The organism is Trinickia violacea, assembly GCF_005280735.1.
Taxonomy (GTDB): Bacteria; Pseudomonadota; Gammaproteobacteria; order Burkholderiales; family Burkholderiaceae; genus Trinickia_A; species Trinickia_A violacea.
In genome coordinates, this window is record NZ_CP040077.1 from 4,472,489 (window position 1) to 4,497,556 (window position 25,068).

Genomic DNA, 25,068 nt, shown 5'->3' on the forward strand with positions numbered 1-25,068 from the left:
GTCAGCAAGAACCAAGCCGGATGTCCGGCTACGCGATCGTGCGCAACCCAAGGCGGTGGCCCGCGCCGCTATCGTCCGAACGCCCGCCGCTCGCTTCCCCGCCACGCAACGAGGCGGCGCGTCAGGTCGAAGGCGACCAGATTGCCGGCGACCACGAGCATCAACCCCAGCACCGCGAGCGCGGACCATCGATAGCCCTCGAACACCGTCGACACGGCCAGCGCGACGATCGGGAACAGCACCGTGCAGTAAGCGGCCCGTTCCGGCCCGATCCGCCCGACCAGCATCAGATACGCCGTAAAGCCGATGACCGAGCCGGGCACCGCGAGGTAGGCCAGCGCGCCGAGGTAGCGCACGGTGAGTTCCGGCTTGAACGGCAGCCCGGCCAGCAGGCTGCCGACGGTGAGCACCGCCGCGCCGATCAGCATGGCCCAGCTATTCGTGACGATCGGATGCAGGCCCATCGACTGCATGCGGCTCGACAACAGGTTGCCGGCCGAGAACGACATCGTCCCCAGGAACGCGATGACAAGGCCGAGCCACATCTCGGTGTCGCCGGCATGGCCGGCCATTTGTTGCGCGAAGAGACACCCGATGCCCGCGAGGCCCAAGAGCGCGCCGACGATCGCGCTCGCGCGCAGCGGACGTCCCATGAAGATCCGGCCGTTGATCGAGTTGAGCAGCGGCGCGGTCGAGAAGACGACGGCGACGAGGCCGCTCGGCACGATCCGCTCGGCGTAGTAGAAGCACAGGAAGTTGACACAGAAGAGCGCGAGAGCCTGCGCCGCGAGCAGCGGCCAGGCCGCGCGCGGCGGCACGATCGGCCGGCGCATGATGCGCAGGAGCGCGAACAGGACGATCGCCGCACACCCGAAGCGCAGCGCGATCGACACGGGCGGCGCGACGACGCCGAGTTGCCATTTGATCGCGATCCAGGTGGTCCCCCAGATCAGCACGGTCACGATGTAGAGCAGCAGGTTCATGAGCGGGTATAAAACGAGACGATAGATAGCCCGACTATGCGGCTGCCGCGGCCCCCACCCTTGTCCATCCTTGCGCTTTTATGGGGGCGGGATAACCGCGGCTCGGGCGCGATCGGGCGGCCGCCTCTATACTCGGAGCATCGTTCCCTTCGCCCCATCGACACCCGTGACGGTCTGTCCACCCGCTTTAGCCACGCTCGACGAGCGCGCCGGCCAATCGCTCGGCGTGCAGTCGGTGTGCCGCACGCTTGCCGACGCCAACGCCAAGCTCGAACGCTTTACGTGGCTCGGCGACCAGCTCGCGGCCGCCGTCTGGACGCGCGACATCGACGTCGCCGAGACCGCCTACGACCATCCCGGCCATCACACGCTGTCGTGCTACCTGGACGGCGGCTACCGGACCGAGCGCCAGAAGATCCCCGGTTTCGGCGCGCCGCGCCGCCTCTGCGCGCTGCCCGGCGATCACGAATCACGCTGGTGGGTGCGCGGGCACATGCATTTCATGCATCTGTACTTCATGCCCGAGCATTTCACGCGCCGCGCGGTGGTCGAGCTCGATCGCGAGCCGCGCGAACTGACGCTCGCCGATCGCACCTATTTCGAGGACCCGCGCATCGCCGAGCTGTGCCAGTCGCTGGCGATGCTGCCGTGGGACGGCGCCGATGAGCGGCTGCGCGCCAACGAGATCGCGCACGAAGTGCTCTCGCTCTTGCTGCGCGGCCAGTCGACGCGGCGCGACAATGCGCGGCTCAAGGGCGGATTGTCGGCGTCGACGCGGCGCCGCCTGCGCGATTACATCGACGCCAACCTGACCGAGCCGCTGACGCTCGGCGAACTCTCCAACGTCGCGTGCCTGTCGGAATTCCATCTCGCGCGCATGTTCCGAGCGTCGTTCGGCGCGCCGCCGCATGCGTGGATCGCGCAGCAGCGCATCGATCGCGCGCGCGTGCTGCTCCAAACCACCGCGATGCCGCTCGAACAAGTCGCGGCGCTTTGCGGCTACGCCAACGGCAGTCACTTCAGCCACCGCTTCCGCGCGGCCGTCGGTGCGAGTCCGCTTGCGTTCCGGCGTGCGATGACGCCGTCGCCGTTCTAAGTCTCTCCCTCTGCAGGACTTCCCACCGCCGCGCGCCATGACGCCACGTTATGGCCGCTCCAACAATTCGAGCGTTGCCATTCATAAAATGGCCTCGTATATTTTTTTCAAGCCCGCTACTGCGCGTTCTGTTGCTGCACTGCCGCGCGTCGAGTCACGCTTTGCGGCATGTTTTGCCAGGTCGAGCGGATTCGATCCGTCGCCTACCGGCCATTACATTTTGTGCAGCGGATGGCTCGCCGCCGTTCATGCCGGGCGCTTTGGACCTTTTTCGTCAACTCGACCATCAGGACCGCCGCCGTGAAGCACACCATTCGCCCCATCGCCCTGTCCTTGATGCTTGGCTTCGCCTGCGCGAATGCGGCGCACGCGGCAGGCGGCAAGATCACCTTCGTGTCGCAAGGCGGCGCGTATCAGGAAGCGCAGACGAAGGCCATCCTCGATCCCGCCGCGAAACAACTCGGCATCACGATCAACCAGGACAGCATTCCGGACGCGTGGCCCGCCATCAAGGCGCAAGGCGCGACCGGCAAGCCGATCTGGGACGTCGTCGACACGCCGCAATCGAACTGTCTGCGCGGCGGCCACGACGGCCTGCTCGAAACGCTCGACTTCTCGAAGATCCCGAACGCCGCGGCGATGCCCGCGCAATACCGCACGCCGTATTCGGTCGCCTACGAGTTCTATTCGACGGTGATCGCCTACAACAAGAAGACGCTGAAGAAGACGCCGAGCAGTTGGGCCGACTTCTGGAACGTGAAGGATTTCCCGGGCCAGCGCGCGCTGCGCAACGACCCGCAAACGGTGCTCGAAGCCGCGCTGCTCGCCGACGGCGTGCCGCGCGACAAGATTTATCCGCTCGACGTCGACCGCGCGTTCAAGAAGCTCGCGCAGATCAAGCCGAACATCGCGGTGTGGTGGACCTCGGGCGGCCAGGCGGCGCAACTGCTGCACGACGGCGAAGTCGACATGGAGATGATCTGGAACGGACGCGCGAGCGCCGTGATGAAGGACAACCCCGATATCGGCTTTACGTACAACGACGGGATTCTGCAGAACACGCAGCTTTGCGTGCTCAAGAACGCGCCGAACCTGAATACCGCCGTGCAATTCATCAACGCGGCGGTGTCGCCCGATTTGCAGGCGAATCTGCCGCTCTACATCGATTACGGTCCCGGCAACCCGGCCGCGTTCAAGACCGGCAAGATCTCGGCGCAGCGCGCCGCCGAGCTTCCGAGCTCGCCGCAGAACGCCGCGAAACAGGTGCTGATGCAGGAGGAATGGTGGGCGTCGCCGGCGGGGATCGATGCGAAGGCGCGGTGGTTGAAGTTCATGCAGCAGTAACGGTGGCGACGGCGGCCTCCGGATGGGAAGATCAGGCCGGCGGCTACCTGCTCAGCAGCCGTCTTGCGAGCAGGGCTTCATTGCGGTTTGTCCTCCGCATCCAATTCGGCCAGAAACTCATCGATATCGCGGTAGTGGCCAGCTTGGATGTCCCTCTGCCCCATGGCAAGGATCTTCAACAATGCAATGATTTGCTGCATGTCTTCGTATGAGTGGGCATGCTGCACGACCACCTTGGCTTCCCCGTTTTGAGTAGTCAGCATCGGCTCGCCGCTCTCGGAAATCGTTTCGACGATTTCGGCCGCGTGACTTTTGAGGTAGCTGATCGGTTTGACGTGGCTGGGCTTCATGCTGGCTCCCGCTGGCTGAATGCAGAGAACCAAATATAGCCAAAATTCAGACCGCATCCATATGCGTAGCAGGACAAAACCAACGCCAAAGTCGATCTCCCGACTCGCCACCGCGAGACCGAATCGATCGCTCAAGCCCTGACCACCACCCCCGCCTTCGACTTCCGGCTCACCGCCACGACCATGATCAGGCACAGCGTCAGCGCCGTGAGCATCGTGCTGACCGCCGCGATCGTCGGGTCGATTTCGTCGCGCAGCGTGACGAACATGCGCCGCGTGAGCGTCTGGTTGTCGCCGCCGGAGATGAACAGCGCGACCACCGTTTCATCGAGCGCCTGAATGAACACGAACACCGCGCCCGCAATCACGCTCGACTTGATCTGCGGCAGCGTCACGGTCATGAAGCTGCGCAAGCGATTCATGCCGAGGCTGCGCGCGACCATCTCCTGCGTCGGATCGAACGTGCGCAGATCCGCGCTGACCGAGATCAGCACGTACGGCAGGCCGAGCATCGTATCGGCGACGATCAGGCCCGAGAGCGTATTCACGTAGCCCGTCTTCGAATAGACGAAGAACACGCCGACCGCAACGATGATGATGGGCACCATCAGCGGCAGCATCAGCAGCGTGCGGGCGTAGCGCATGAAACGATGCTTGCCGTTCTGGATCGCGTAGGCCGCGGCCACGCCGAGCGGCGTCGCGAAGAGCACGGCGAACGCCGACGCCGTGAACGACGTCTTCGCCGCCTCGATCCACTCGGGGTTGCCGAAGAACGAGTCGTACCAGCGCAGCGAATACGCGGGCGGCGGGAACGTCATGAAGCGCGTGTCGGAAAACGAGATCGGCACGACGATCAGCACCGGCAGCATCAAGAAGACGAGGATCGCGGCGACCGCCGCGCCTAGCGCGATTCGTCCGTAGGAGATCGGTTTCATTTCGCCCCCAGGGTCTTTTCGAGCGGCACCACGCGGCTCGCGAGGAAGAAGATCGCGAACACGCAGACGAGCAGCACGAGGCTCACCGCGCTTGCCGCGCCCCAACTGTTGTAGATCTCGACGTTGCGGCTCACCACCATCGACACCATGATCGACTTGCCGCCGCCCATCAGCTCCGGCGTGATGTAAAAGCCGAGGCACAGCACGAACACGAGCGTGACGCCGGCGAGCACGCCGCTCATCGAAAGCGGCAGGAACACGCGGAGGAACACGTGCAACGGCGAGCCGCCGAGGCTCGCGCCCGCTTGCACGAGGTTCGACGGGATCTTCTGCATCGCCGAGTAAAGCGGCAGCACCATGAACGGCAGCAGGATGTGCACCATCGCAATCACGGTGCCGAGCTGGTTGTACGCGAGCTGCAGCGGCGTATCGATGATGCCCATCGACATCAGCGCCTTGTTGACGAGGCCGGTGCGCTGCAAGAGCACGAGCCACGCGTAAGTGCGCACCAGGACGCTCGTCCAGAACGGCAGCACCACCATGCCGAGGATCAGCGAGCTGACGCGCGGCGACTGCGACGCTGCGAAGTACGCGACGGGATAGCCGAGCAGAAGCGTGAGCCCCGTCACGATGAAGCTGAGCTTGAACGTCAGCAGGAACGTATCGAGGTAGGTGCCGGTGAAAATGCGCTGAAAGTTCGCGAGCGTGAAGCTGCCGTCGTGATAGATCGATTGCCACGACAGCCACGCGAGCGGCACGATCAGGAGGATGACGATCACCGCGAGCGCGGGCGTCATCAAGAACAGCATCTTGCGATCCTCGCGCCGCTGATGCTCGACGGCGGGGTCGTGCGCACGGGTGTGCATCGAAGCCCATCCGTGCAATGGCCGGTTGATCGTGCGCATCATGCCCCCATCGCGTCGAGGATCTGGTACCACGCGGCGACGACGCGTACGCCCGGCGCGCGTAATGAATGAAACGGCACGGGCTTGAGCCCGCGTTGTGCGAGCAGCGACAGCTCGGGCTTTTCGCCGAGCGCGAGCGCCGCCGCGTGCTGGCCGAGCAGGCTTGCCATCGCGACGCCCGCGCCGTTGTAGCCGAGACAGAACGTGGTCCTGTCGTCGCTGCGTCCGACGTGCGGCAGCGCATTGAACGTCATGCCGACGTAGCCCGACCAGCCGTACTCGACGCGCACCTCCGCCAAATCGGGAAAGAGCGCGACCATCGCGCGCCGCAGCGCTTCGAGGCCATCGGTCCGGCCTTCCTTGCCGAACGCGTCGCGGCCGCCGAACAGCATGCGGCCGTCGACTTTGCGAAACCACTTCATCATGCGGCGCGTCTCCGTGTAGCTGCGTCGCTCGGTCATCAGCTTCGCGTCGAGGTCGTCGGGCAAGCGCTCGGTCGCGATCATCGCGCTGCGGAAGGGCACGAGCTCGCGCGTGAACGGCGAGGTCGCTTCGGTGAGATTCGAGTACGCGTTGGTCGCGACGATCACCTGGTTCGCGCGCACCGTGCCGCGCGACGTGCGCAGCATGACGCCCGCTCGGCCTTCGGCGCGCTCGATCGCGAGCACGGGCGTCGATTCGTAGATCTCGGCTCCGCGCTTCACGAGCCCGGCAGCGATGCCGCGCACGTATTCGAGCGGATAGATCGTGCCCGCGTCCGCGCTGAGCACGCCGCCGACGAAGCCGTTCGAACCCGTCTCGCGCGTGACTTCGGCGCGCGATTGCACGGTCATCGTGCGGTCGTTGAGCGTCGTCCTCACCCACTCCGCCTCGGCCTTGATGCTCTCGAACGCGCGGTCCGTATGCGCGCAGCGCAGGCTGCCGGTGTGCTCGAATTGCGCGCGCGGGATCTCGAACTCGTCGACGAACTGTTCGACGACGCGCACGCCGTCATGGGCGAGACGGTGCATGGTTTTCGCGGTGTCGAGCCCATGCAGCCGCTCGATCAGCGGAAACGACAAGCGGAATTTCGACGACACCACGCCGCCGTTGCGCCCGCTCGCGCCCCAGCCGATCGGGTTCGCGTCGAGCACGACCGAGCCGACGCCGCGCTTTTGCAGCGCATACGCGGCGGCAAGACCCGTGTAGCCCGCGCCGATGATCGCGACCTCGGTCACGAGGTCGCGATCGAGCGGCGCGTCCATGCTCACCCGCTGTTGCAGCGGGCCGGCCAGCGCTCTCCACAGTGACGGCGCGTCTTGCATCTTCGATTGCCCCACTCGTCCGATGGTGTCCGACTCAGGCCGCGGCGCGCGCTTCGGCTTCGACGGCATCGGCGAGCGCGCCTAGCGTCGCGAACTTGAAGGTCGGCGTGGTCACGGCGTCCGGCGTCGGCGTCGCGCCGAAGCCGTTCAAGCCCCGGCGGCGCTCGATCCAGCAAGTCGCGTAGCCGAGCTTCGTCGCGATGCCGATGTCGTGGTACTGGCTCTGCGCGGTGTGCAGGATCTCGCGAAACTTGTAGCCGAATGCCGACTGACGGCCTGCGTTGTACGCGAAGAAGCGCGGATCGGGCTTCGCGACGCCGGTTTCGTCGCAGCAGACGGTGTCGTCGAACGGGTCGCCGAGCGTATGCGCGTAAGCCGACAACGCGACGCGGTCCGCGTTCGTCATGGCGACGAGCCGGAAGTGCTTGCGCAAGCGCTTCAGCGCATCGACCGAATCCTTGAACGCGGGCCAGTCGAGCACGTCGCGCTGGAAGGCGGCGGCGCTGATGTCGTCGGCGGGCAGGTCGAGTTCTTTCGCGAGCGACCGGTAGACGTCGGCCATCGCGTGGCTCGAACGGCCCGGGAATGCCGCGCGGCCGCGCATGTAGGGCTCGAAGATCTGCTCGTCGGTGAGGTGTTTCGCGGCCGCGCCGCCGATGCGCCGCACCGAGGCGAGCAGGCCGGTTTCGAAATCGATCAGCGTGCCCACGACATCGAACGTCAACACTTTAAAGTCAGTCAGCTTCATGGTTAGTGATCCTATTGATCAAAATAGAAACGTCAAAGTCAGGAGCGCCCGCCACTCGGCAAGCATCGAGAAAAGTCACGCAGGCACGACAATCGTGTCGTGCGGATCGAGCACCACCGTCATTTCGCGGCCGGGTTCGGGAATGCGCAGGCGCGCATCGCGGTTGCCGGGCTGCCGCAGGCTGATCGACGTGCCGTCGGCGAGCGTCGCGAACACGCGCAGGCTTTCGCCCTGGTAGAGCACGTCGGTGACGCGGCACGCGAGGCGGTTCACGTTCGCTTCGTGCTGGCCGCCGTCGATCACGAGCTTCTCGGTCTGCACTGCGAGCAGCAGGTTCTCGCCGCGCGGCAGCGGCTGCGTCGAACGCAGCACGGTATCGCCGAGCCGCACGGCGTCGTGGCCCGCGCGCGCGACGCGCAAGAGCGTCGCCTCACCGATGAAGCTCGCGACGAACGCGTCGCTCGGGCGGTCGTAGAGCCGCTCGGGCGTGTCGATCTGCACGAGCTTGCCGCTCTTCAATACGGCGACGCGGTCGCTCATCGTCAGCGCCTCGCGCTGGTCGTGCGTTACGTAGACGATCGTCGCGCCGAGCTTGCGGTGCAGGCGGCGCAGCTCGATCTGCATCGTTTCGCGCAACTGCTTGTCGAGTGCGGAAAGCGGCTCGTCCATCAGGATCAGTTGCGGCTCGAAGACCATGGCGCGCGCGAGCGCCACGCGCTGACGCTGCCCGCCGGACAGTTGTGCGATGTTGCGATGCTCATACCCCGCGAGCTCGACCATCGCCAGCGCATCGGCGACCTTCTTGGCCCAGCCCGCTTTCGGCTGACGGCGCGCGCGCAACGGAAACGCGACGTTCTGGCCGACCGTCATATGAGGAAAGAGCGCGTAGTTCTGGAAGACGATGCCGATATCGCGCTTGTGGGGCGGCTCGAATGTAATGTCCCGCTCGCCCACCCAGACGCTGCCCGAACTCGGCTGCACGAAGCCGCCGAGGATGCCGAGGAGCGTCGTCTTGCCCGAACCGGACGGCCCGAGCAGCGACACGAACTCGCCCGGCGCGATTTCGAGGGACACGTCATCGAGCGCGACCACCGCGTCATAACGCTTGCTCGCCGAGCGTATCGATACGCCGGCTTTCGCTTCCGTTCTCGCACTCGTGTCCATGGCCTGTCTTCCTCGCGAAACAGCTTGGGTTGGGTCCAATATAGGCGTCGGCATTTTTGACGGCAATTCCCGAATTGTTGGATTAGGCATAACATCAAGTCATGCCCAATCTCCGCAGAAAACTGCCGAGCGCGAACGCGCTGTTCGTCTTCGAGGCCGCCGCGCGCTGCGGCAACTTCACGCGCGCGGCCGAGGAGCTTTACGTCAGCCAGCCCGCCGTGAGCCGCATGCTCGCGCGCATGGAAGACCGGCTCGGCGTGCGCCTGTTCGAGCGCGTGCACGGCGGCATCGAGCTCACGGAGAACGGCAGAATTCTCTATCGCAAGATCGCCGAAGGGTTTGTCGGCATCGAAGACGCGATACGGGAAATCGAGGCGCGCAAGACGGGGGTGGAAGCGGTCACGCTGTCGGTATCGACGGCGTTTACGACGCACTGGCTGATGCCGCGCTTGAATCGTCTGAACCAGGCGTTTCCGTCTGTCGATCTGCGCTTTCAGTTGATATCGGGGCGGCTGGGCGGGCCGCTCGTGGACGTCGATCTCGGCATGCGCTTCGTGAAGAACGACGAAATCGACGAGCACTGCCGTCTCGTGATGCCTGAGACGCTCTTGCCCGTGTGCAACGCGCGCTATCACGAAGCGGCGCTAGCGGATGCCGGCGGCGACCACGACGACACCGTGATCGTGATGGACGACGAAGAGCGCGGCTGGCACGAGCGCTTTGCCGCATTCGCGGAGCACCGGCGGCGCGCGGCAAACATGCTGAGCTTCAACGATTACGCGATCGTCGTGCAAGCGGCGCTGCTTGGGCAGGGGGTGGCGCTTGGGTGGCTTTCGGTGGTGTCGCACTGGCTGGCGCAAGGGGCGCTGTTGCCTGCGGAGCAGGAGCTGATCGTGACGAATCGGCGTTGTGTGCTCATGACGCCGCTAAACCGGCCGCTACGGCCGGTCGTCGCTGAGGTGCGCGATTGGATCATCGCTGAGACGCATCATGATATGCGTACTGTCGATCGCATTTATCCGGAGCTCGAATTGCGTGATGCGATGCGGCGCGCTGGGATGGCGCTGCGTTAGGGTGTGGTCGTCGATTCGGGGCGGTTGGTTTTTTTGCCTGCGGCGCGTTGTTGTCGTTCGCTTGGGTTTGTCTGTCGTGCAACTTTGATTTCGCGCCGTTCCGTATAGTCCGTCCCTCCCCGGGACCGGGGTCACTAATGAGATGGTCAGCCTGACCGAAGCAGCCCGATCGGCTTACGCTGATCGGGCTGCTTCCTTTTCGGGAGATCGTCATGGACCCCATCTCGTTGATCGGAATCGATCTTGGCAAGCATTGCTTCCACCTGCACGCGCAGTCGGCCTCGGGCCGCATGGTGTGGCGCAAGAAGCTCACGCGCAGCCAGATGTTCACCCTGCTTGGCAATGTTCCGAGCTGTACGGTGGTCATGGAAGCGTGTGCGGGTGCGCACTGGGTGGCGCGGCGGGTCGAGGCACTGGGCCATCAGGCCAAGCTGATCTCCCCGCAGTTCGTCAAACCATTCCTGCAGAGCAACAAGAACGATTTCGCCGATGCGCAGGCGATCTGCGAGGCGGCCTCGCGCCCGAGCATGCGCTTCGTCAGTGCGCGCAACGAGGCGCAGCAAACCCTCTCGGCCTTGCACCGCGTGCGCGAGGGGCTGGTGCGCGATCGCACCGGCACGGTCAATCAGATTCATGCCTTTTTGCTGGAATTCGGCGTGAGTTTGCCCACAGGGATGGCCGTCATTCGCCGGCTGCCGGCCGTGCTGGGCGCGCATGATCTGCCGCCGCGGCTGATCGCGCTGCTCGAGCGTCTGCAGGCGCATTTCAAGTACCTCGATGCACAAATTGGCGAGATCGAGGGCGATCTGATGCGGCAACTGCGGGAGGATGAGCGCAGCCAGCGTTTGCTGGAGATTCCGGGCATCGGGCCGATCACGGCCAGCGTGCTGGCGAGCGAATTGGGCGACGCGCGGCAGTTCGCGTCGGCCCGGCAGTTCGCGGCGTCCGTCGGGCTGGTGCCGCGCCAATACAGCACGGGCGGCAAGCCGACGCTGCTGGGGATCAGCAAGCGCGGCGACAAGAATTTAAGGCGGCTGTTGGTGCAATGCGCGAAGGCCGTCATGCAGCACATCGAGCGGCGCACCGATCGCTTGGGCGCCTGGGTGCGCGGCCTGCTGAGCCGACGGCATGCGAACGTGGTGGCGTGCGCGCTGGCGAACAAGTTGGCGAGGATCGCCTGGGCCATCCTCGCCAGAGGCACGCACTACCAAGGTGCTCAGGCTGTAGCCGCAGCCTGACACTCTGCGCCGCTTGCGTTAGCTTTTACCCTAGTCACTTCCTGGTTTTGCGACGCGAGATACGTGAAGACATAAACGGCTCAACGGCCGGGCAAGCAACCTGAAAGACAAAACAGCGTTCCCATGCTGAGTCACTTTTGAGGTTTGCCCGGTGCGGCTCTCATCATGGGGCGGAAACCTGTTTCCACAGCGACCCCGGATAGATTTGCGCACGTCCAATTTACGTCAACACCACCTCGCTTGCAAAAGTCAGGCTGACCATAGATTTTGTCCTTGCCAAAAGTAACCAAAAGCGCGTCCTCGCCGGACGGCCTACCCGGAGGCACTCAACCCTGTTAGTACCGATGTCCCGAGCGCTACCGTGGGAAACCGTTATCGCTCGCCTTTAGTCCCGTTTGCATGCGGCACAGTATTTCGTCCGTTCGCGTCAAATCGGCGATGCAGGTCAGGAAAGACCTGAAAGTGCTTGTCTTGCGGTGGGCCCACGCACTTGCACTTGCACTTGCACTTGCACTTGCACTTGCACTTGCACTTGCACTTGCACTTGCACTTGCACCTGCACTTGCACTTGCACCTGCACTTGCACTTGGGCTTGGGCTTGGGCTTGGGCTTGGGCTTGGGCTTGGGCTTCGGCTTCGGCTTCGGCTTCGGCTTCGGCTTCGGCTTGCTTCCAATCGTAGGCAACGGGGGGTGCGGGCAAACCGGTAGCTTCGATTTGGTTCGAACGGACCTCATCACGTGCCGCGTACTGATATGACTCCCGCTGTCAATCGGGATCGGTTTTCCAGTTTTCAACTGCATGTTGTCCGAATTTCCTGAGGGCGGCGTAGCAGTAAGTCTCGACGGTGGATCACGCTGATATCCGCGGGTTGGCTACCGCATTACAGATGTCCGCCCAATAAGCCTACCGCTATCTAACGCCGCAAGTCGGATGCAATCCGTTGCGTAGTACGCTCGCGGGTTACTCAGGTGCCGGGCTACGCCGCCCTCAGGAAACACCTTCTCAAGTGGCCAGGGTAATTCAAGCGTCGCGCAGGCGTTGCGTCACGCCATGCGCACCTCGGGCCGCGCGGCGAGCGACATCGCGAGCCGGCTGATGTCCCAGATGAAGCCGCTCAGTTCCCGGGCGAGCGCGACGACCGCAATGTTCTTTGGCTTGCCACGTGCGACAAGCTTGCGATAACGCCCACACAGGCGCACCTGCGCATCCCAGGCACGATCAACGATGGGTTTGGGGATGCCCTCGTGGCGACGCTGAATCTCCGGACTCACACGGGCCGGATGCTGGTAGCTCCAAGCGGCTTCGACAAGCAGCTTTCTCGCATAGCTGTTGCCGTTCTTGGTGATACTGCCTTGACGGCGCTTCTCGCCCGACGAATGCTCGCATGGCGTCACCCCCAGCCAAGCCATCAACTGGCGTGGCTGGGCAAAGCGCGATAGATCGCCCAGTTCGGCAAGCAGGCCCACCGCCGTAGTGAACTGCACGCCGCGCATGGCCTGCAGGCACAGCACCGCTGGATAAAAGCGCCAGTCGACGGCCGCCTCGCGCAACGCGGTCTCCAACCGTTCGCATTGCGCGAGACGATCCTCGATCGTGCGCCGATGTTCCTCGAACGCCAGTTGCTGCCAGGCGCTGTCGAACGCAAATGTGCTCAGCCAGCGCCGGTGCGCAGGTCCCCAGTCGGCTCGGCCGGCATAACGCACATCGTGCGAGAGTAAAGCCCTTCAGGCGTTGCCGTGCACGTTTCAGATCGTCCTTGGCGCTGGCCCACGCGCGGGCCAGATCGCGAAATGCTTCGTCTTCGACGCTGGGCACATAGACCGCTGACAGGTCGCCGGCACGCAGTGCCCGCACCAATTTGATCGCATCGCGCCGATCGGTCTTCACGCGCTCTCCCGGCTTCCTGGGAATCAGGACGGAGCGCACACCATGCAGTCGAACCCCTTCTGCGCGAGCTGGCGGTAAAGCGCGTAGCCGCACGGCCCCGCTTCGTAGACGATGCCGATGCGCCGCGCCTTCGACTGCAGGCGCTTGCACAGGCGATCGATATCCGTCTTGGTCGTACCGATCTTGCTAAGCAGTTCGACCTCGCCCGCGCCAAGCGCATAGGCGACCGTGATCGAATCCTTATGGACATCAAGACCGACGTACAGAGTGCTATCGTGTTCCATGCTGGCCTCCGCGGTGGACATCGCCGGGTGTGGCCCTGTCCACACCGTGCGGCTCTGGCAGCGATGCTAACCCGCGTTTGATGCCTCGCGGCGGGCCAGCCTCTACCTCACGGGAGTCATACTGACTAACCGGACGCGCGGCGAGCAATAACGGTTTCCCACGGTTGACCTTGGAACGCCGGTACTAACAGGGTTGAGTGCCTCCGGGCAAGGCCGTCCGCCCAGGACGCGCTTTTGGTTACTTTTGGCAAGGACAAAAGTAACCCCGGTCCCGGGGAGGGACGGACCATACGGAACGCCGCGAATTCAAAGTTGCACCACAAACCCAAGCAAACAAAACCAACGCCGTAAGGCAAAAACATCACCGCCCAGCAAGACACGCACTCGGCGTGATACCGAGCGTGCGCTTGAAATGCCGCCCAAGATGACTCTGGTCAAAGAAGCCAACTTCGGCGGCAACAACCGACGGCGGCACGCCACCCCGCAAGAGCCGCTCCGCGTGCCTAACGCGCACAAGACACACATAGCGATGCGGCGAAATCCCCACCTGCGCGCGAAAGAGAGCCGCAAACCGCGACACGCTTAATTCCGCAGCAGCCGCAAGCGTCGCAAGCGGCACAGGCTGCGCGAAAGAAGCCTCGATGAATTCGATTGCCCGCTGGATCGGTTCGGTCACCATCGCGCCCGCCCCTATGCCGCCTGCGGCGCCCGGCTCGCGACGGTGGCGAAGCGGCGGATGTCGAACGGTTCGAGCGGCGTGCTCGTCGCGCCCGTATCGATCAGCTCGGCCATCACGTCGCCTACCCCCGGTCCGAGCTGGAAGCCGTGTCCGCAGAAACCGAACGCGTAGTAGAGGCCGCTTACGTTGCCGCTCGCGCCCATGATCGGCTTGTCGTCAGGCATGTAGCCTTCGATGCCGCTCCACACGCGGATGATGTTGAGCCGCGTGAGCACAGGCGCCACGCGATACAACTGACGAAACTGCAGCAGCGTGTTCTGCGGCAGCACATACGCGCGCCGCACGTCGGGATAGGCCGGGCCGCGCGCGCAGCCGCCAAGCACGATGTTGCCGCGCGCGACCTGGCGGAAATACACGACCTCTTCCATCAGCGGCGACGAGACGCCGACCACCGGCTTGAAGCTGTAGCGGACCGGCTCGGTCACGGCCATCTGCGGGCCGTGCACGGCGATCGGCACGGGCTCGCCGAATTGCTCGGAAAGCAGGCTGCCCCACGCGCCCGCAGTGATCAGCAATTGCGGCGCGCGAAACACGCGGCCGTCGGTGCTGGTCGCGCGAAACTCGGCACCCTCTTTTTCGACGGTGACGATCTCAGTGTTCTCGACCATGTGCGCCCCGAGGCGCGCCGCGGCACGCCCGAATGCGGGCGCGGCGAGACGCGGGTTCGCGTGGCCGTCCGTCGCGGAATACGATCCGGCCAGCACCTCGGGACCGAGGAACGGAAAGCGCGCACGCATCGCGTCGCCGCGCACGAGTTCGAGATTGAGGCCGTAGTGGCTCGCTTCCTTCGCGTAGGTTTCGAGCATGTCGGCCTGCTCTTCGCGATAGCAGACGCGGATATGGCCCGACGGCAGAAACTCCGCGTCGTGGCCGATCAGCTCGGGCAGCTTGCCCCAGATCTCGCGCGAACGGTTCGCAAGCGGCAGTTGCGGCAGGAAGCGCCCCTGGCGCCGCACGTTGCCGAAATTGGTGCCGCTCGCCTGCTGGCCGATCAAGCCGCGTTCGATGAGGATCACCGAGCGCCCGCGCTTGCGCAGGAAGAACGCGGCGGACGCGCCCATGATGCCGCCGCCGACGATGATCACATCCGCTTCGATCGTGCTCATTCCACATCCTCCACGGTGGCGATCGAAATCGGCTTGACGGGCCCCTGCCCGCGCAGCCGGCCGACTTGTTCGAGCGGCACACGCGCCTCGGCCGCGATGATTTCCGCGCCGGCGTGGCCGCAATAGCGCCCTTGGCAGCGTCCCATGCCGACCCGGCTGAACGCCTTCGCGCGATTCGCTTCGCGCGCGCCTTCGTCGCGGATCACGCGCCGCAGCTCGCCCGCCGTGATGCCTTCGCAGCGGCAGACGATGGTGTCGTCGCTCAATTTCGCCGCTTGCTCGGCGGGCCACGGGAATGCTTGCGCCAGGCCGAGACGGAATCGGTCCATCTTCTGCTGCGCTCGCTTCAACTGCTCGACTTTAGCGGAGTCGATCGTGTGGCCCAGGTCGGCTAAAGCCGCGTAGGCAGCGAGCCGCCCGGCCAGTTCCGCGCCGTCCGCGCCGAACACGCGCACACCGTCGCCCGCGAGGTAGACGCGCGGCACCGAGCTACGGCCGAGCTCGTCGATCTGCGGCAGCCATTGGCGCGTGTTCGCGTCGAAATAGAACGCGCAGCGCGCGAGGTCCGCGAGCTGCGTTTCCGGACGCAAGTGGTAGCCGAGCCCGATCGCGTCGCAGGCGATGTGTTGATCGTGTCCGCTCGAGTCGCGGTATCGGATACCGCGTACGCCGTCCGCATCGGTGCCGACGATCTCGGCCGGCTCGATCCCGTGCTCGATCCGCACGCCGGACTTCTTCAGCGACGACACCAGCGCCGCCCCCTTCCTCAGCACGTCGAGCCGCGCGAGGAGCTTCGGCAGCGCTTGCAGGCGAGCGCCGCGCGTCGACGTATCGAGCACGGCCGCCACTTGCGCGCCCGCTTGCACGTATTGATTCGCGACGAGATACAGGAGCGGGCCCGAGCCCATGAAGACCACCTTGCGGCCGATCGCGCAGGCTTGCGCCTTCAATGCGATCTGCGCGGCGCCGAGGCTGTAGGTGCCCGCGTACTGCCAGCCTTTCACGGGCATCAAGCGGTCGGTCGCGCCGGAACAGAGGATCAGCGCGTCGTAGGGCAAGGCGCGCGAATGGCCGTCGTGCAGCGTGTGCAGCTTGCCTTCGGCGACATTCCACGCGAGCGTGTCGGGCAGGTAGTCGAGCCGCGTGCGCAGCCGCTCGAAGGTCTGGTGCAGATCTTCGGCGCGCGCGGCTTCCGTGCCGTAGAGCTTCGCGTACGGACGCGAGAACGTCTCCGGCTGCCGCCGGTAGATCTGACCGCCATCGCGGCGGCTTTCGTCGACGACAGTGGGCGCGATGCCCGCCGCGAGCAGCGTCTCGGCGCAGCGCACGCCTGCGGGCCCCGCACCGACGATGATTACGCGAGGCATGCTCATATCAGCTCCGGTTGCGTGGTCACGATATGCATGCCTTCGCTCACCACCGTCGTGCAAGCGCGCAAGCGCTCGCCGTCCGCCGTCCACACCCAGCAGTCCTGGCAAGCGCCCATCAAGCAAAACCCCGCGCGCACCTCGCCGCCGAACTCCGATTGGCGCACGTGGCCGACCGAGCACAGCATCGCGACGAGCAGCGTGTCGCCCGCGAGCGCGTCGATGTCCTTGCCGTCGACGCGCAGCTTCACCGTCTTGCGCCCTGTCTCGCCCAGGCGGATGAATCGTCCGCTCATGCCCCTGCCTCCCTGCGCTCCGAAGCGGTTGTTCAATGCAAAATGTCCTGCAACCGGTAATACGCGCCGACGAGCGGCAAGAACCACGGGCTGCCGAAATGCCCCGGAATCGCGGGCCATTCGAGCTGCCGCCACGGGTTGTGCGACGCGGCGCCGAACATCACGTCGGCCATCACGCGCCCCATGTGCACCGACATCTGCACGCCGTGGCCGCTGTATCCCATCGAATAGAACAGCCCCTCGTGCTGGCCCGCGCGCGGCAGGCGGTCAGCCGTCATGTCGACGAGACCGCCCCAGCAGTAGTCGATTTGCACGTCGGCGAGCGAGGGGAAATAGTTCGCGAGTGCGGCGCGCAGAATCCGGCCGCTCTTTTCGTCGGAGCGCGGATTCGACATCGCGAAGCGCGCCCGTCCGCCGAACAGCAGCCGTTTATCGGCGGTCGTTCGGAAGTAGTTGCCGATATGGCGCGTCGTCACATAGGCGCGGCGCTTCGGCAGCAGCACGTCGAGCTGCTCGGTCGCAAGCGGCGCGGTCGCGACGATGAAACTGCCCACCGGCGCGATGCGGCGGCGGAACCATTGCAGCGGCCCGATCTGCGACGCGCCGGTCGCGACGAGCACGCGGCCCGCGCGGATCGTCCCGCGTTCGCTGGTCACCTCATACGTTTCGCCGGAAATGCGCTTCAAGCCCGTGACCGGCGCGTGCTCGAAAATCCGCGCACCGTGCCGCGCTGCCGCTTCCGCGAGACCGACGCCGAACTTGCCCATGTGCATCTGCGCGCCGTTGCGCTGCACGAGCCCGCCGTAGAAACGATCGGAGCCGACTTCGTTGCGAATGTGCTCGGGCGGCACCAGCTCGACGTTCGGATCGACGTTGGCGCGCAACGACTCGTAGGTCTTCGCGAGCTTGTCGAAATGCTGCGGCTTGGCGGCAAGCTTGATCTTGCCGCCGTGGAAGAAATCGCAATCGATCTGCTCGCCGGCGACGATCGATTCGACCGTCTTCACCGCGCTCTCGTGCGCGCGATAGAACGCCTTCGCGCGCTCAGCGCCGATGCGCTCGGCGAGCGCCGCATAGTCGTGCGCGAGACCCGTGTTGCAGTGCCCGCCGTTGCGCCCCGACGCTTCGCCGACGATGCGCCCCGCCTCCAGCACCGTCACCGGCACGCCGCGCTTGGCGAGCTCGAGCGCCGCCGACAAACCGGTGAACCCACCGCCGATCACGACCACCTCGGCGCTTCCCTCGACCGGGCCAACTTGCCCCTTCCGAAACGGCGGGGCGGTGTCGAGCCAGTAGGATTCGAGCTTCATGCTGCCTCCCGCCGGGCCGCCCCAAGGGAGGCAGCAGCCCCCTCGGGGGGAGCTTTGCATGGGACCGGAGTAACCGCTAAAGCGCTAACTCCGGTCGACAGCGAACGATAGTGAGCGTGGGGGTCGTTCATCGTGCTCCTTCGCGGATGGCGTGCGGGGTAGTCGTGGGAGGGCGGCCCGTCAGCGTTGTCGAGCGTGGCGGCTTAGAGACCGACCACGCCGGCCAGCCCGCCGATGTCCTGGATCTCGGTATAGCCATAGTAGGGCGTCGACGGCTCGTGTCCGCGCGCGACGAACACCTTGTTCTTGATGCCGAGATCGTGAGCCGACATCAGGTCGTAGCGCAGGCTCGACGACACGTGCAGGATGTCCTCCGGATTGCAGCCGAGGTTGTCGAGCATGTACTCGAACGCCTGGAAGCGCGGCTTGTACGCCTGCGCCTGCTGCGCCGTGAAGACCTTGTGGAACGGCGCGCCGAGCTTGTTGACGTTGCTGTGGATCTGGTCGTTCGATGCGTTCGACAGGATCACGAGCGGAAATTCCTTCGCCACTTTCGACAGGCCCGCCGGGACGTCGGCATGCGGGCCCCAGGTCGGCACGGCGTCGTAGAAGCGCTGCGCTTCGGCGTCGTCGTAGGCGAGGTTCCAGCGCTTGAGCGTGCGGCGCACGGCGTTCTTGACGACCTCCTGATACGGCTTCCATGCGCCGAGCACTTCGTCGAGGCGGTACCCGGCGAAGTCCTTGACGAACTGCTCCATCTGCTCGGGGCCGACGCGGTCGGCGAAGATCTCGCGCGCCATGTCGCCCATGCGGAAGCGGGTCAGCGTGCCGTAGCAGTCGAAGGTGATGTATTTGGGCTTGAAGTGGGCCATGTCGATGTCCTTGGTCGGGCAAATTGAGCGTTCGAAGCACCGGTTGCTGAGAAGCATTACAGCACCACAAAAAATGTGGCTTGCCGCGTATTCGATGGGGCTCAAGAAAGAATCGGCCGTTTTGGGGGCATCATGCAGCAGAGAATGCGGCGGGTGAACGCGGCCCGCTCGTCACCTGGTCAGCGCAGCGACACACGGCACCACTGATAGCTCACATGCCCGGTGCCGACTCCCGCCACATAGCGCTCGCACGAGGACACGTCGAGCTCGAAGCCATCGCGCTCGAACGCAAGTGCCGCTTGCTTCAGGTCGTCCTGGTTTTCCCGCTGGAAACGTTCGGCGTCGTCGGCCCGCTCGGCCAGCTCGCATGCCCTCGCCGAATGCGGCGTCGACACGACCGACGCGTGAAGATGCAGACGGGTCACGGCCTCGCGCAGCACGGCGCAGCCCCTTTCGCCGCGCGTCATGCCGATTCGCTCGACGAAACGGCCGACCCGCGCCACCGAGTCGGCCCGCCAGTCGTACTCGCCGTCGACGACGGCGTAGATCGGCCCGCCGCGGCTGCGTGCCGTGTCCCGCATATGCGCGAGGAAAAGACTCGTGCCCGGAAAGCTGCTGTCCAATTGCATGAACGCGATCTCGGGCGGAAAAAACGTCGCGAGCCAGGCCCACGCGCGTCGGTGCTGCGAGGAGAGGATCACCGTGGCGCGCGCCGGCTGGCTGACTTCCGGCAGTTGCGCGTGATAGAGCGGGTCGCTCCATCCCTCATGCCCCCAGGTTCGAGCGCCGCCCGTCACGACGACGGCCGTCGCCGCCACCAAAATCCACTTCGCCGCGCGCCGGGCCGCCTCGGGCCGCAGCAGCCGATGCAGCAGGATCCAGATGACGAGCGGCGTCAACGCCTCGATTGGGACGACGTACCGGTAAATGCTGAAGAGGCGCATCCAGACGACGAACCCGACCACGACGAACACGACGATCAGCCGGGCGCGCGGGTCGAACGCACTACGCGCGGCGGACTTGAGCCTGCCCGATACCTGCCCGACGCCCCAGGCGAGAAGCAGCAGATAGACGAGCGCCCAGACGATCTGTCTGATCGGTATCTCGCTGACGCGGCCGGAGTCGAGCGTGATGATGATGGGCCACAGCACGCTTTCCCAGGCGCCGTGCGGCCCCCAGCGAGAATCGCCGGCGCCGCCGGCCTGCGTCATCGGATTCGGGAACAGCCCGCCGAACTGCGGATACAGCGGATTGCCGAACAACTTCCACATGTGGACGAACCAATAGCCGCCCGTCAGGGCCAGCCCGATCAGCACACCGATACCGAAGCACACGCTCACGCGCAGCCTCGCTGCAACACCGCCTGGATAGCTCAGCAGCGCAACGCAAAGCGCAACAGCGAAGACCGCGTTGGTCAGCTTCAGCCCCACGCCCAAGCCGAGCACGATGCCGCCCGCGATCGCCGCAGCAATCGAGCGCGGCGTCGCCGTCGCCAGCCGTTCCCAGTTCGCAAGCAGGACGAACAGACCGGACAGAACCAACAGCGCAGTCGAATCGTCGCCCATCAAGTTGCCGAGCCCCGACAGGAAATTGCCGGTCAGGCAGCCTGCGACCGCAAGCAGCAGCGGGACGCGATACCGGTCGCTTTCGGGCAACCCCGTCAGCACCCGCTGAGCGATCGCCAGGATCAGGACGAAGCTCAGCCCATGCAGCCACCCGAGTGCAAATCCGACCAGGCGAGACGGCAAATGCGTATTCGCCCAATAAAACACGAGGTCCAGGAGCGGATTGAAATACGATTGAAGACCGGCCGGCGCAATGTCGAGCAGCCATTTGCCGTGCAACCAGGCAAACGGGTTGTACAGGTGATAGTTGAACAGATCCCAATTCGAATCCGCACCGAGCCAGAGCGAATACATGCCGAAGCAGATCGGAATGAAAATTCGCGCGACACTCAGCGCGAGCGGCGTATTGAGATTGACGCGATACCTGAATGGCGAGCGAAGCAGGTCTTGCCCCGGCGGATTGCTGCTTGACATGGTCGATTGTGGCGAATGCGATCAGGAACGAAACAAGCCGCGAAATATTCACGCCGCCCGTGAAAGCAGGCCTTTCATGCGATGGCCGCCGTTTCGTCTTTTGAATGGGTGAGGCGGATTGTAAACCGGCCAGATGAGACGGTTGGCCAGCCCTTCCAAACGGAGCATGGCTCTTGCTTCCCTGTGCAAACGACAACGGCCGCGTCGGGTACCGACGCAGCCGTTGCGAGTAATAGCAGGAAGTTAAAAACGCGGTTTTACATCACCGATAAAACCCGCCCCGCCTCAAGCCCCCTGATTCAAATCGATCAACACGCTCTTGAAGCGCAAATTCGCCTCGAACGCGTGACGTCCCAGATCCTTGCCGAGCCCCGACTGCTTATAACCGCCGGTCGGGATCACGAAATCGGACGTACGCCCATAGCGATTGATCCAGACTGTGCCCGCTTCGAGGCTGCGCATCGCGCGCAGCGCGCGGCTCAAGTCCGACGTATGGACGCCCGACGCCAAGCCATATTTCTCATGACTCGCGAGTGCGAGCGCTTCGTCTTCGTCGTCGAAGGTCTGCACGGTCAGCACCGGGCCGAATACCTCTTCGCGCACCGCTTCCGATTCCGTCGTCACGTCCGTCAGGATGGTCGGCGCGTAGAACGCGCCCTCGCCTTCCACGGCGATCCGCCCACCGCCTGTCGCGATTTGCGCGCCCTGCTGCACCGTGCGCGCGACGATGCCGTCGATGCGCTGCGCCTGGCCCGCGGAAATGATTGGCGAGAGCGTGGTGCCCGGCGCCCATGTGTGCCCGGCCTTGAGCGCTTGGAACACCGCCCCGATGCCGTCGATCAAACGCGGCGCCGCCGAGCGCTCGACAATCAGCCGCGAACCGGCCACGCACACCTGTCCCGCGTTGCCCGTGATCGCCCCCGCGACGCGGCGCGCGACGAGATCGAGATCGGGCGCATCGGCGAACACGATCTGCGGGCTCTTGCCGCCCAGCTCGAGCGTGCAGGGCTTCGTGCCGGTCTCGGCGCAGGCGCTCATGATCGCCGCCCCCGTCTTGCTCGACCCGGTGAACGTGACCTTGGCGATCTTCGGATGACGCACGAGCGCATCGCCCGTCGTGCGTCCGTCGCCTTGGACGACGTTGAAGATGCCGGCAGGCACGCCCGCTTCGATCGCGAGCTCGGCCAAGCGCAGCGTCGAAAACGGCGTCAGCTCGGACGGTTTCAGCACCACCGCGTTGCCCGCCGCGAGCGCGGGCGCGATCTTCCACGACGCCATCACCAACGGAAAATTCCATGGCGCGATCGCGCCGATCACGCCGTACGGCTCGGCGACGATCATGCCCAGATGATCGGGACGCGTCGCCGCGACCTCTCCCCCGACTTTGTCGGCGAACTCCGAATAGAAGCGGATGCCCTCGGCCGTGAACGGCACGTCCCACTGCGCGGCGTCGCGGATCGGCCGCGTCGAGCCGACCGACTCCAGCCGCGCGAGTGTCTCGACGTCGGCCTCGATCAGCTCGGCCCAGCGGCGCATCACGCGGGCCCGCTCGCGCGGCGCGCAGCGCGCCCAGTCGCTCGTCTTGAACGCGTGCCACGCGTCTTCCACCGCGCGGTCGACGAGCTCCGCATCGGCGATCGGCAGGTCGGCATACACGACGCCGTCCGACGGGCGCGCGACGTCGAGCGCCGCCGCACCCGCCACATAGCGGCCTCCGATGAAGTGCGCGCTGCGCACGGCGACAAGAGCGGGATCGAAGCTGTCCATGATGTGGGTTCCGGTTCGGTTCGCTGAAAAGACGCCAATCAACGCAGATCATGGTACGGGCGGTGCCGCAGCATTTGCTGCCGTGCTGACGGGGCTCGACCGCTTGCGGCGCGCGTTGTGACGGGCCCGCGCAGCGCAGCATGCGGTATCGGCCGCACAATAAGATCGTCCTAGCCGCGACTTTTCGCCGATGCGACAGTACCCACGCGAAGTGAAGCACTGAACAGGAGTGGAACGTGACTGAACCGATTGCTCGCGGCGAAGCCGCCGCACAGGTCCGCTATCGTCCGATGACGGCCGACGATCTCACCGCCGCGCACGAACTGTCGATGGCCGTCAAATGGCCGCATCGCCGCGAGGACTGGGAGTTCGCGCTGAACCTCGGCACGGGGTTCGCGGCCGAAGACGGCGGCAGCGTCATCGGCACCGCGCTCTACTGGGAGTTCGGGGCGGAGCACGCGTCGCTCGGCATGGTGATCGTCGCGCCCGATCAGCAGGGCCGCGGGATCGGCCGCGATCTGATGACGCTCACCGTCGACGCGCTCGACAAGCGCACGACGTTCCTGAACGCGACGCCCGCCGGACTGCCGCTCTACGAGAAGTTCGGCTTCAAGGCGATCGGCAGCATCCATCAGCATCAAGGACCGAGCGACGCGCATCCGCCTGTGGTCGCGCTCGCGCCCGGCGAACGCGTGCGTCCGCTCGGCGCGCGCGACCGCGACCGGCTCGCGGCGCTTTGGAACCAGGCGGCCGGATACGATCGCACGCCGCTCATCGATGCGCTGCTCGACGTCGCCGAGGGAATCGTGCTCGCGCGCGACGGCGAACCGATCGGCTTCGCGATGATGCGCCGCTTCGGGCGCGGCCATGTGATCGGGCCGGTCATCGCGCCGCACGCGGAAGGCGCGAAGGCGCTGATCAGCCACTGGCTCGCCGCCAACGATGGGAAATTCACGCGCATCGACGTGACGGGCGACAGCGGCTTGTCGGACTGGCTCGAAGAGCTGGGCTTGCCGAAAGTCGACAGCGTCGTGACGATGGCGCGCGGCGAGCCGCCTCGCGCGGCGGGCAAGGCGCGCGTGTTTGCGATTACCAATCAGGCGCTCGGCTGATCGGCGCCAATCGGTCGATCACCGACGCCCTCCTTCTTTGACGCCACACCATGACGTTCGTCTACAAGGCCGATCCGGTGCGCGGCGCGCAGTGGGCGCGCCTCTTCGCCGAGAAAGCGCCCGACACGCCCTTTCACATCTGGACCGGCGACAGGCCGCCGTGCGACGCGCGCGAGGTCCGCTATCTCGCGCTATGGCAAGTGCCGAAGCTCGATCTCGCGGCGGTCTTCCCCAACCTCGAAGTGGTGTTCTCGACGGGCGCGGGCGTCGATCAATTCGACTTGTCGGCGATTCCGCCGCATCTGCCGGTCGTGCGGATGGTCGAGCCGGGGATCGTCGCGGGGATGGTCGAATACGTGACGTTCGCGGCGCTCGCGCTGCATCGCGACTGGCTCACCTACGCGGCGCAGCAGCGCGAGGGACGCTGGGCCCCGCTGCAGACTCACGTGGCGAGCGCGCGGCGAGTCGGCGTGCTGGGTCTCGGCGTGCTTGGCCAAGCCGTGCTGACGCGCCTTGCGAGCTTCGGCTTTCAATGCGCCGGGTGGAGCCGTTCACCGCATACGCTCGACGGGATCGAGTGCTTCGCTGGCACGGAGGCGCTGCCCGCATTTCTTGCGCGCACCGACATCCTCGTGTGTCTGCTGCCGCTGACCGATGCAACTCGCCATTTCCTGAACCGCGATCTGTTTGCGCAATTGCCGCGCGGGGCATCGTTGATCAACGTCGGGCGCGGCGGGCACTTGCAGCAGGACGATTTGCTCGCGGCGCTGGAGAGCGGACAGCTCGGCGCGGCCGTGCTCGACGTGGCCGATCCCGAGCCGCTCGCCGCCGATCATCCCCTGTGGCGTCATCCGCGCGTGATGCTGACGCCGCACGTCGCGAGCATGACGCAGCCGGAAAGCGCGGTCGAAGTCGTGCTCGATAACCTGCGCCGTCATCGCGAGGGCGCGCCGCTGGTGGGGCGGGTCGACCGCTCGCGCGGATACTGACGCGGCGAAGCGACGACGCCCCCGCAGCACAAAATGCTGCCCGCACCGCAAAAACACAATTCCTGCGCTTAAGCGGCAGCGAATCCAAACGTCTTCGTTATTTCTCTGCCGCTACCATGGTCTGCAAGCGGTTCGCGCTCGTCACGCACGATGCGCGCG

The 25,068-nt window shown here is 65.3% G+C and carries 22 protein-coding genes and 1 pseudogene; 6 read left to right on the forward strand and 17 right to left on the reverse strand.

The features are described 5' to 3' along the window. Positions 1-68: 68 nt before the first annotated feature. The gene (locus tag FAZ95_RS20505; RefSeq protein WP_137334108.1) at positions 69-983 is read right to left on the reverse strand and encodes a DMT family transporter; all 915 of its coding nucleotides are present in this window, start codon (positions 981-983) and stop codon (positions 69-71) included. Positions 984-1,149: 166 nt separating this feature from the next. Here FAZ95_RS20505 and FAZ95_RS20510 point away from each other — a divergent pair, with 166 nt between their 5' ends. Further along, complete coding sequence (locus FAZ95_RS20510) at positions 1,150-2,079, forward strand: AraC family transcriptional regulator (RefSeq protein WP_254699757.1); 930 nt, start codon at positions 1,150-1,152, stop codon at positions 2,077-2,079. 336 nt (positions 2,080-2,415) lie between these two features. After that, the gene (locus tag FAZ95_RS20515) at positions 2,416-3,423 is read left to right on the forward strand and encodes an ABC transporter substrate-binding protein (RefSeq protein WP_137334647.1); all 1,008 of its coding nucleotides are present in this window, start codon (positions 2,416-2,418) and stop codon (positions 3,421-3,423) included. Positions 3,424-3,500: 77 nt separating this feature from the next. On the opposite strand, the gene FAZ95_RS20520 is transcribed toward FAZ95_RS20515, so the two are convergent. The 6 genes from FAZ95_RS20520 to FAZ95_RS20545 all read right to left on the reverse strand — a co-directional run bounded on the left by FAZ95_RS20520 (position 3,501) and on the right by FAZ95_RS20545 (position 8,829). Next, complete coding sequence (locus FAZ95_RS20520; RefSeq protein ID WP_137334109.1) at positions 3,501-3,773, reverse strand: type II toxin-antitoxin system Phd/YefM family antitoxin; 273 nt, start codon at positions 3,771-3,773, stop codon at positions 3,501-3,503. A gap of 131 nt (positions 3,774-3,904) precedes the next feature. After that, positions 3,905-4,708: an ABC transporter permease gene (locus FAZ95_RS20525; RefSeq protein WP_137334110.1), complete on the reverse strand. Its 804-nt coding sequence runs from the start codon at positions 4,706-4,708 to the stop codon at positions 3,905-3,907. Further along, complete coding sequence (locus FAZ95_RS20530) at positions 4,705-5,574, reverse strand: ABC transporter permease (protein WP_137334111.1); 870 nt, start codon at positions 5,572-5,574, stop codon at positions 4,705-4,707. Before FAZ95_RS20530 ends, FAZ95_RS20525 begins: the two co-directional genes overlap by 4 nt. A 38-nt stretch (positions 5,575-5,612) precedes the next feature. Beyond that, positions 5,613-6,917, reverse strand: coding sequence for an NAD(P)/FAD-dependent oxidoreductase (locus FAZ95_RS20535; RefSeq protein WP_137334112.1), 1,305 nt, complete (start codon positions 6,915-6,917; stop codon positions 5,613-5,615). 34 nt (positions 6,918-6,951) lie between these two features. Continuing rightward, positions 6,952-7,665: an HAD-IA family hydrolase gene (locus FAZ95_RS20540; protein ID WP_137334113.1), complete on the reverse strand. Its 714-nt coding sequence runs from the start codon at positions 7,663-7,665 to the stop codon at positions 6,952-6,954. A 75-nt stretch (positions 7,666-7,740) separates the two neighbouring features. Continuing rightward, a complete protein-coding gene (locus tag FAZ95_RS20545; protein ID WP_137334114.1) occupies positions 7,741-8,829 on the reverse strand; it encodes an ABC transporter ATP-binding protein in 1,089 nt (362 codons plus the stop codon). A gap of 101 nt (positions 8,830-8,930) precedes the next feature. On the opposite strand from FAZ95_RS20545, the gene FAZ95_RS20550 reads away from it, so the two are divergent. Then, a complete protein-coding gene (locus tag FAZ95_RS20550; protein ID WP_137334115.1) occupies positions 8,931-9,902 on the forward strand; it encodes a LysR family transcriptional regulator in 972 nt (323 codons plus the stop codon). Between the two features lie 212 nt (positions 9,903-10,114). After that, entirely contained in the window at positions 10,115-11,140 is a 1,026-nt protein-coding gene (locus tag FAZ95_RS20555; RefSeq protein WP_137334116.1) for an IS110 family RNA-guided transposase, read from the forward strand. 445 nt (positions 11,141-11,585) lie between these two features. Here FAZ95_RS20555 and FAZ95_RS39405 read toward each other — a convergent pair whose 3' ends face one another. The 10 genes and pseudogenes from FAZ95_RS39405 to FAZ95_RS20605 all read right to left on the reverse strand — a co-directional run bounded on the left by FAZ95_RS39405 (position 11,586) and on the right by FAZ95_RS20605 (position 22,808). Then, complete coding sequence (locus FAZ95_RS39405) at positions 11,586-11,840, reverse strand: hypothetical protein (protein WP_175425656.1); 255 nt, start codon at positions 11,838-11,840, stop codon at positions 11,586-11,588. A 344-nt stretch (positions 11,841-12,184) separates the two neighbouring features. Beyond that, a pseudogene (locus tag FAZ95_RS20565) lies at positions 12,185-13,312 on the reverse strand (IS110 family RNA-guided transposase). A 361-nt stretch (positions 13,313-13,673) separates the two neighbouring features. After that, entirely contained in the window at positions 13,674-13,991 is a 318-nt protein-coding gene (locus FAZ95_RS20570) for a helix-turn-helix transcriptional regulator (protein WP_137334118.1), read from the reverse strand. Between the two features lie 11 nt (positions 13,992-14,002). Continuing rightward, positions 14,003-15,157 (reverse strand): NAD(P)/FAD-dependent oxidoreductase, encoded by a 1,155-nt coding sequence (locus FAZ95_RS20575; RefSeq protein WP_137334119.1) that lies wholly within the window; start codon positions 15,155-15,157, stop codon positions 14,003-14,005. Continuing rightward, positions 15,154-16,530, reverse strand: coding sequence for an FAD/NAD(P)-dependent oxidoreductase (locus FAZ95_RS20580; protein WP_137334120.1), 1,377 nt, complete (start codon positions 16,528-16,530; stop codon positions 15,154-15,156). The genes FAZ95_RS20575 and FAZ95_RS20580 overlap by 4 nt, the downstream gene beginning before the upstream one ends. Continuing rightward, positions 16,527-16,820, reverse strand: coding sequence for a (2Fe-2S)-binding protein (locus FAZ95_RS20585; protein ID WP_137334121.1), 294 nt, complete (start codon positions 16,818-16,820; stop codon positions 16,527-16,529). Before FAZ95_RS20585 ends, FAZ95_RS20580 begins: the two co-directional genes overlap by 4 nt. 32 nt (positions 16,821-16,852) lie before the next feature. Next, positions 16,853-18,130, reverse strand: a complete 1,278-nt coding sequence (locus FAZ95_RS20590; protein WP_137334122.1) for an NAD(P)/FAD-dependent oxidoreductase — start codon at positions 18,128-18,130, stop codon at positions 16,853-16,855. A 203-nt stretch (positions 18,131-18,333) separates the two neighbouring features. Then, entirely contained in the window at positions 18,334-19,002 is a 669-nt protein-coding gene (locus FAZ95_RS20595; protein ID WP_137334123.1) for a haloacid dehalogenase type II, read from the reverse strand. 179 nt (positions 19,003-19,181) lie between these two features. Next, positions 19,182-21,041 carry a hypothetical protein gene (locus FAZ95_RS20600; protein ID WP_137334124.1) on the reverse strand — a complete coding sequence of 620 codons (1,860 nt, stop codon included), beginning with the start codon at positions 21,039-21,041 and terminating at the stop codon, positions 19,182-19,184. A 285-nt stretch (positions 21,042-21,326) separates the two neighbouring features. Next, positions 21,327-22,808 (reverse strand): aldehyde dehydrogenase family protein, encoded by a 1,482-nt coding sequence (locus FAZ95_RS20605; RefSeq protein ID WP_137334125.1) that lies wholly within the window; start codon positions 22,806-22,808, stop codon positions 21,327-21,329. A 290-nt stretch (positions 22,809-23,098) separates the two neighbouring features. Between FAZ95_RS20605 and FAZ95_RS20610 the strand changes: the two genes are divergently transcribed. Together FAZ95_RS20610 and FAZ95_RS20615 are read left to right on the forward strand one after the other, a co-directional pair. Beyond that, a complete protein-coding gene (locus FAZ95_RS20610) occupies positions 23,099-23,920 on the forward strand; it encodes a GNAT family N-acetyltransferase (protein WP_137334648.1) in 822 nt (273 codons plus the stop codon). 50 nt (positions 23,921-23,970) lie between these two features. Next, entirely contained in the window at positions 23,971-24,909 is a 939-nt protein-coding gene (locus FAZ95_RS20615) for a 2-hydroxyacid dehydrogenase (RefSeq protein WP_137334126.1), read from the forward strand. The last annotated feature ends 159 nt before the right edge of the window (positions 24,910-25,068 follow it).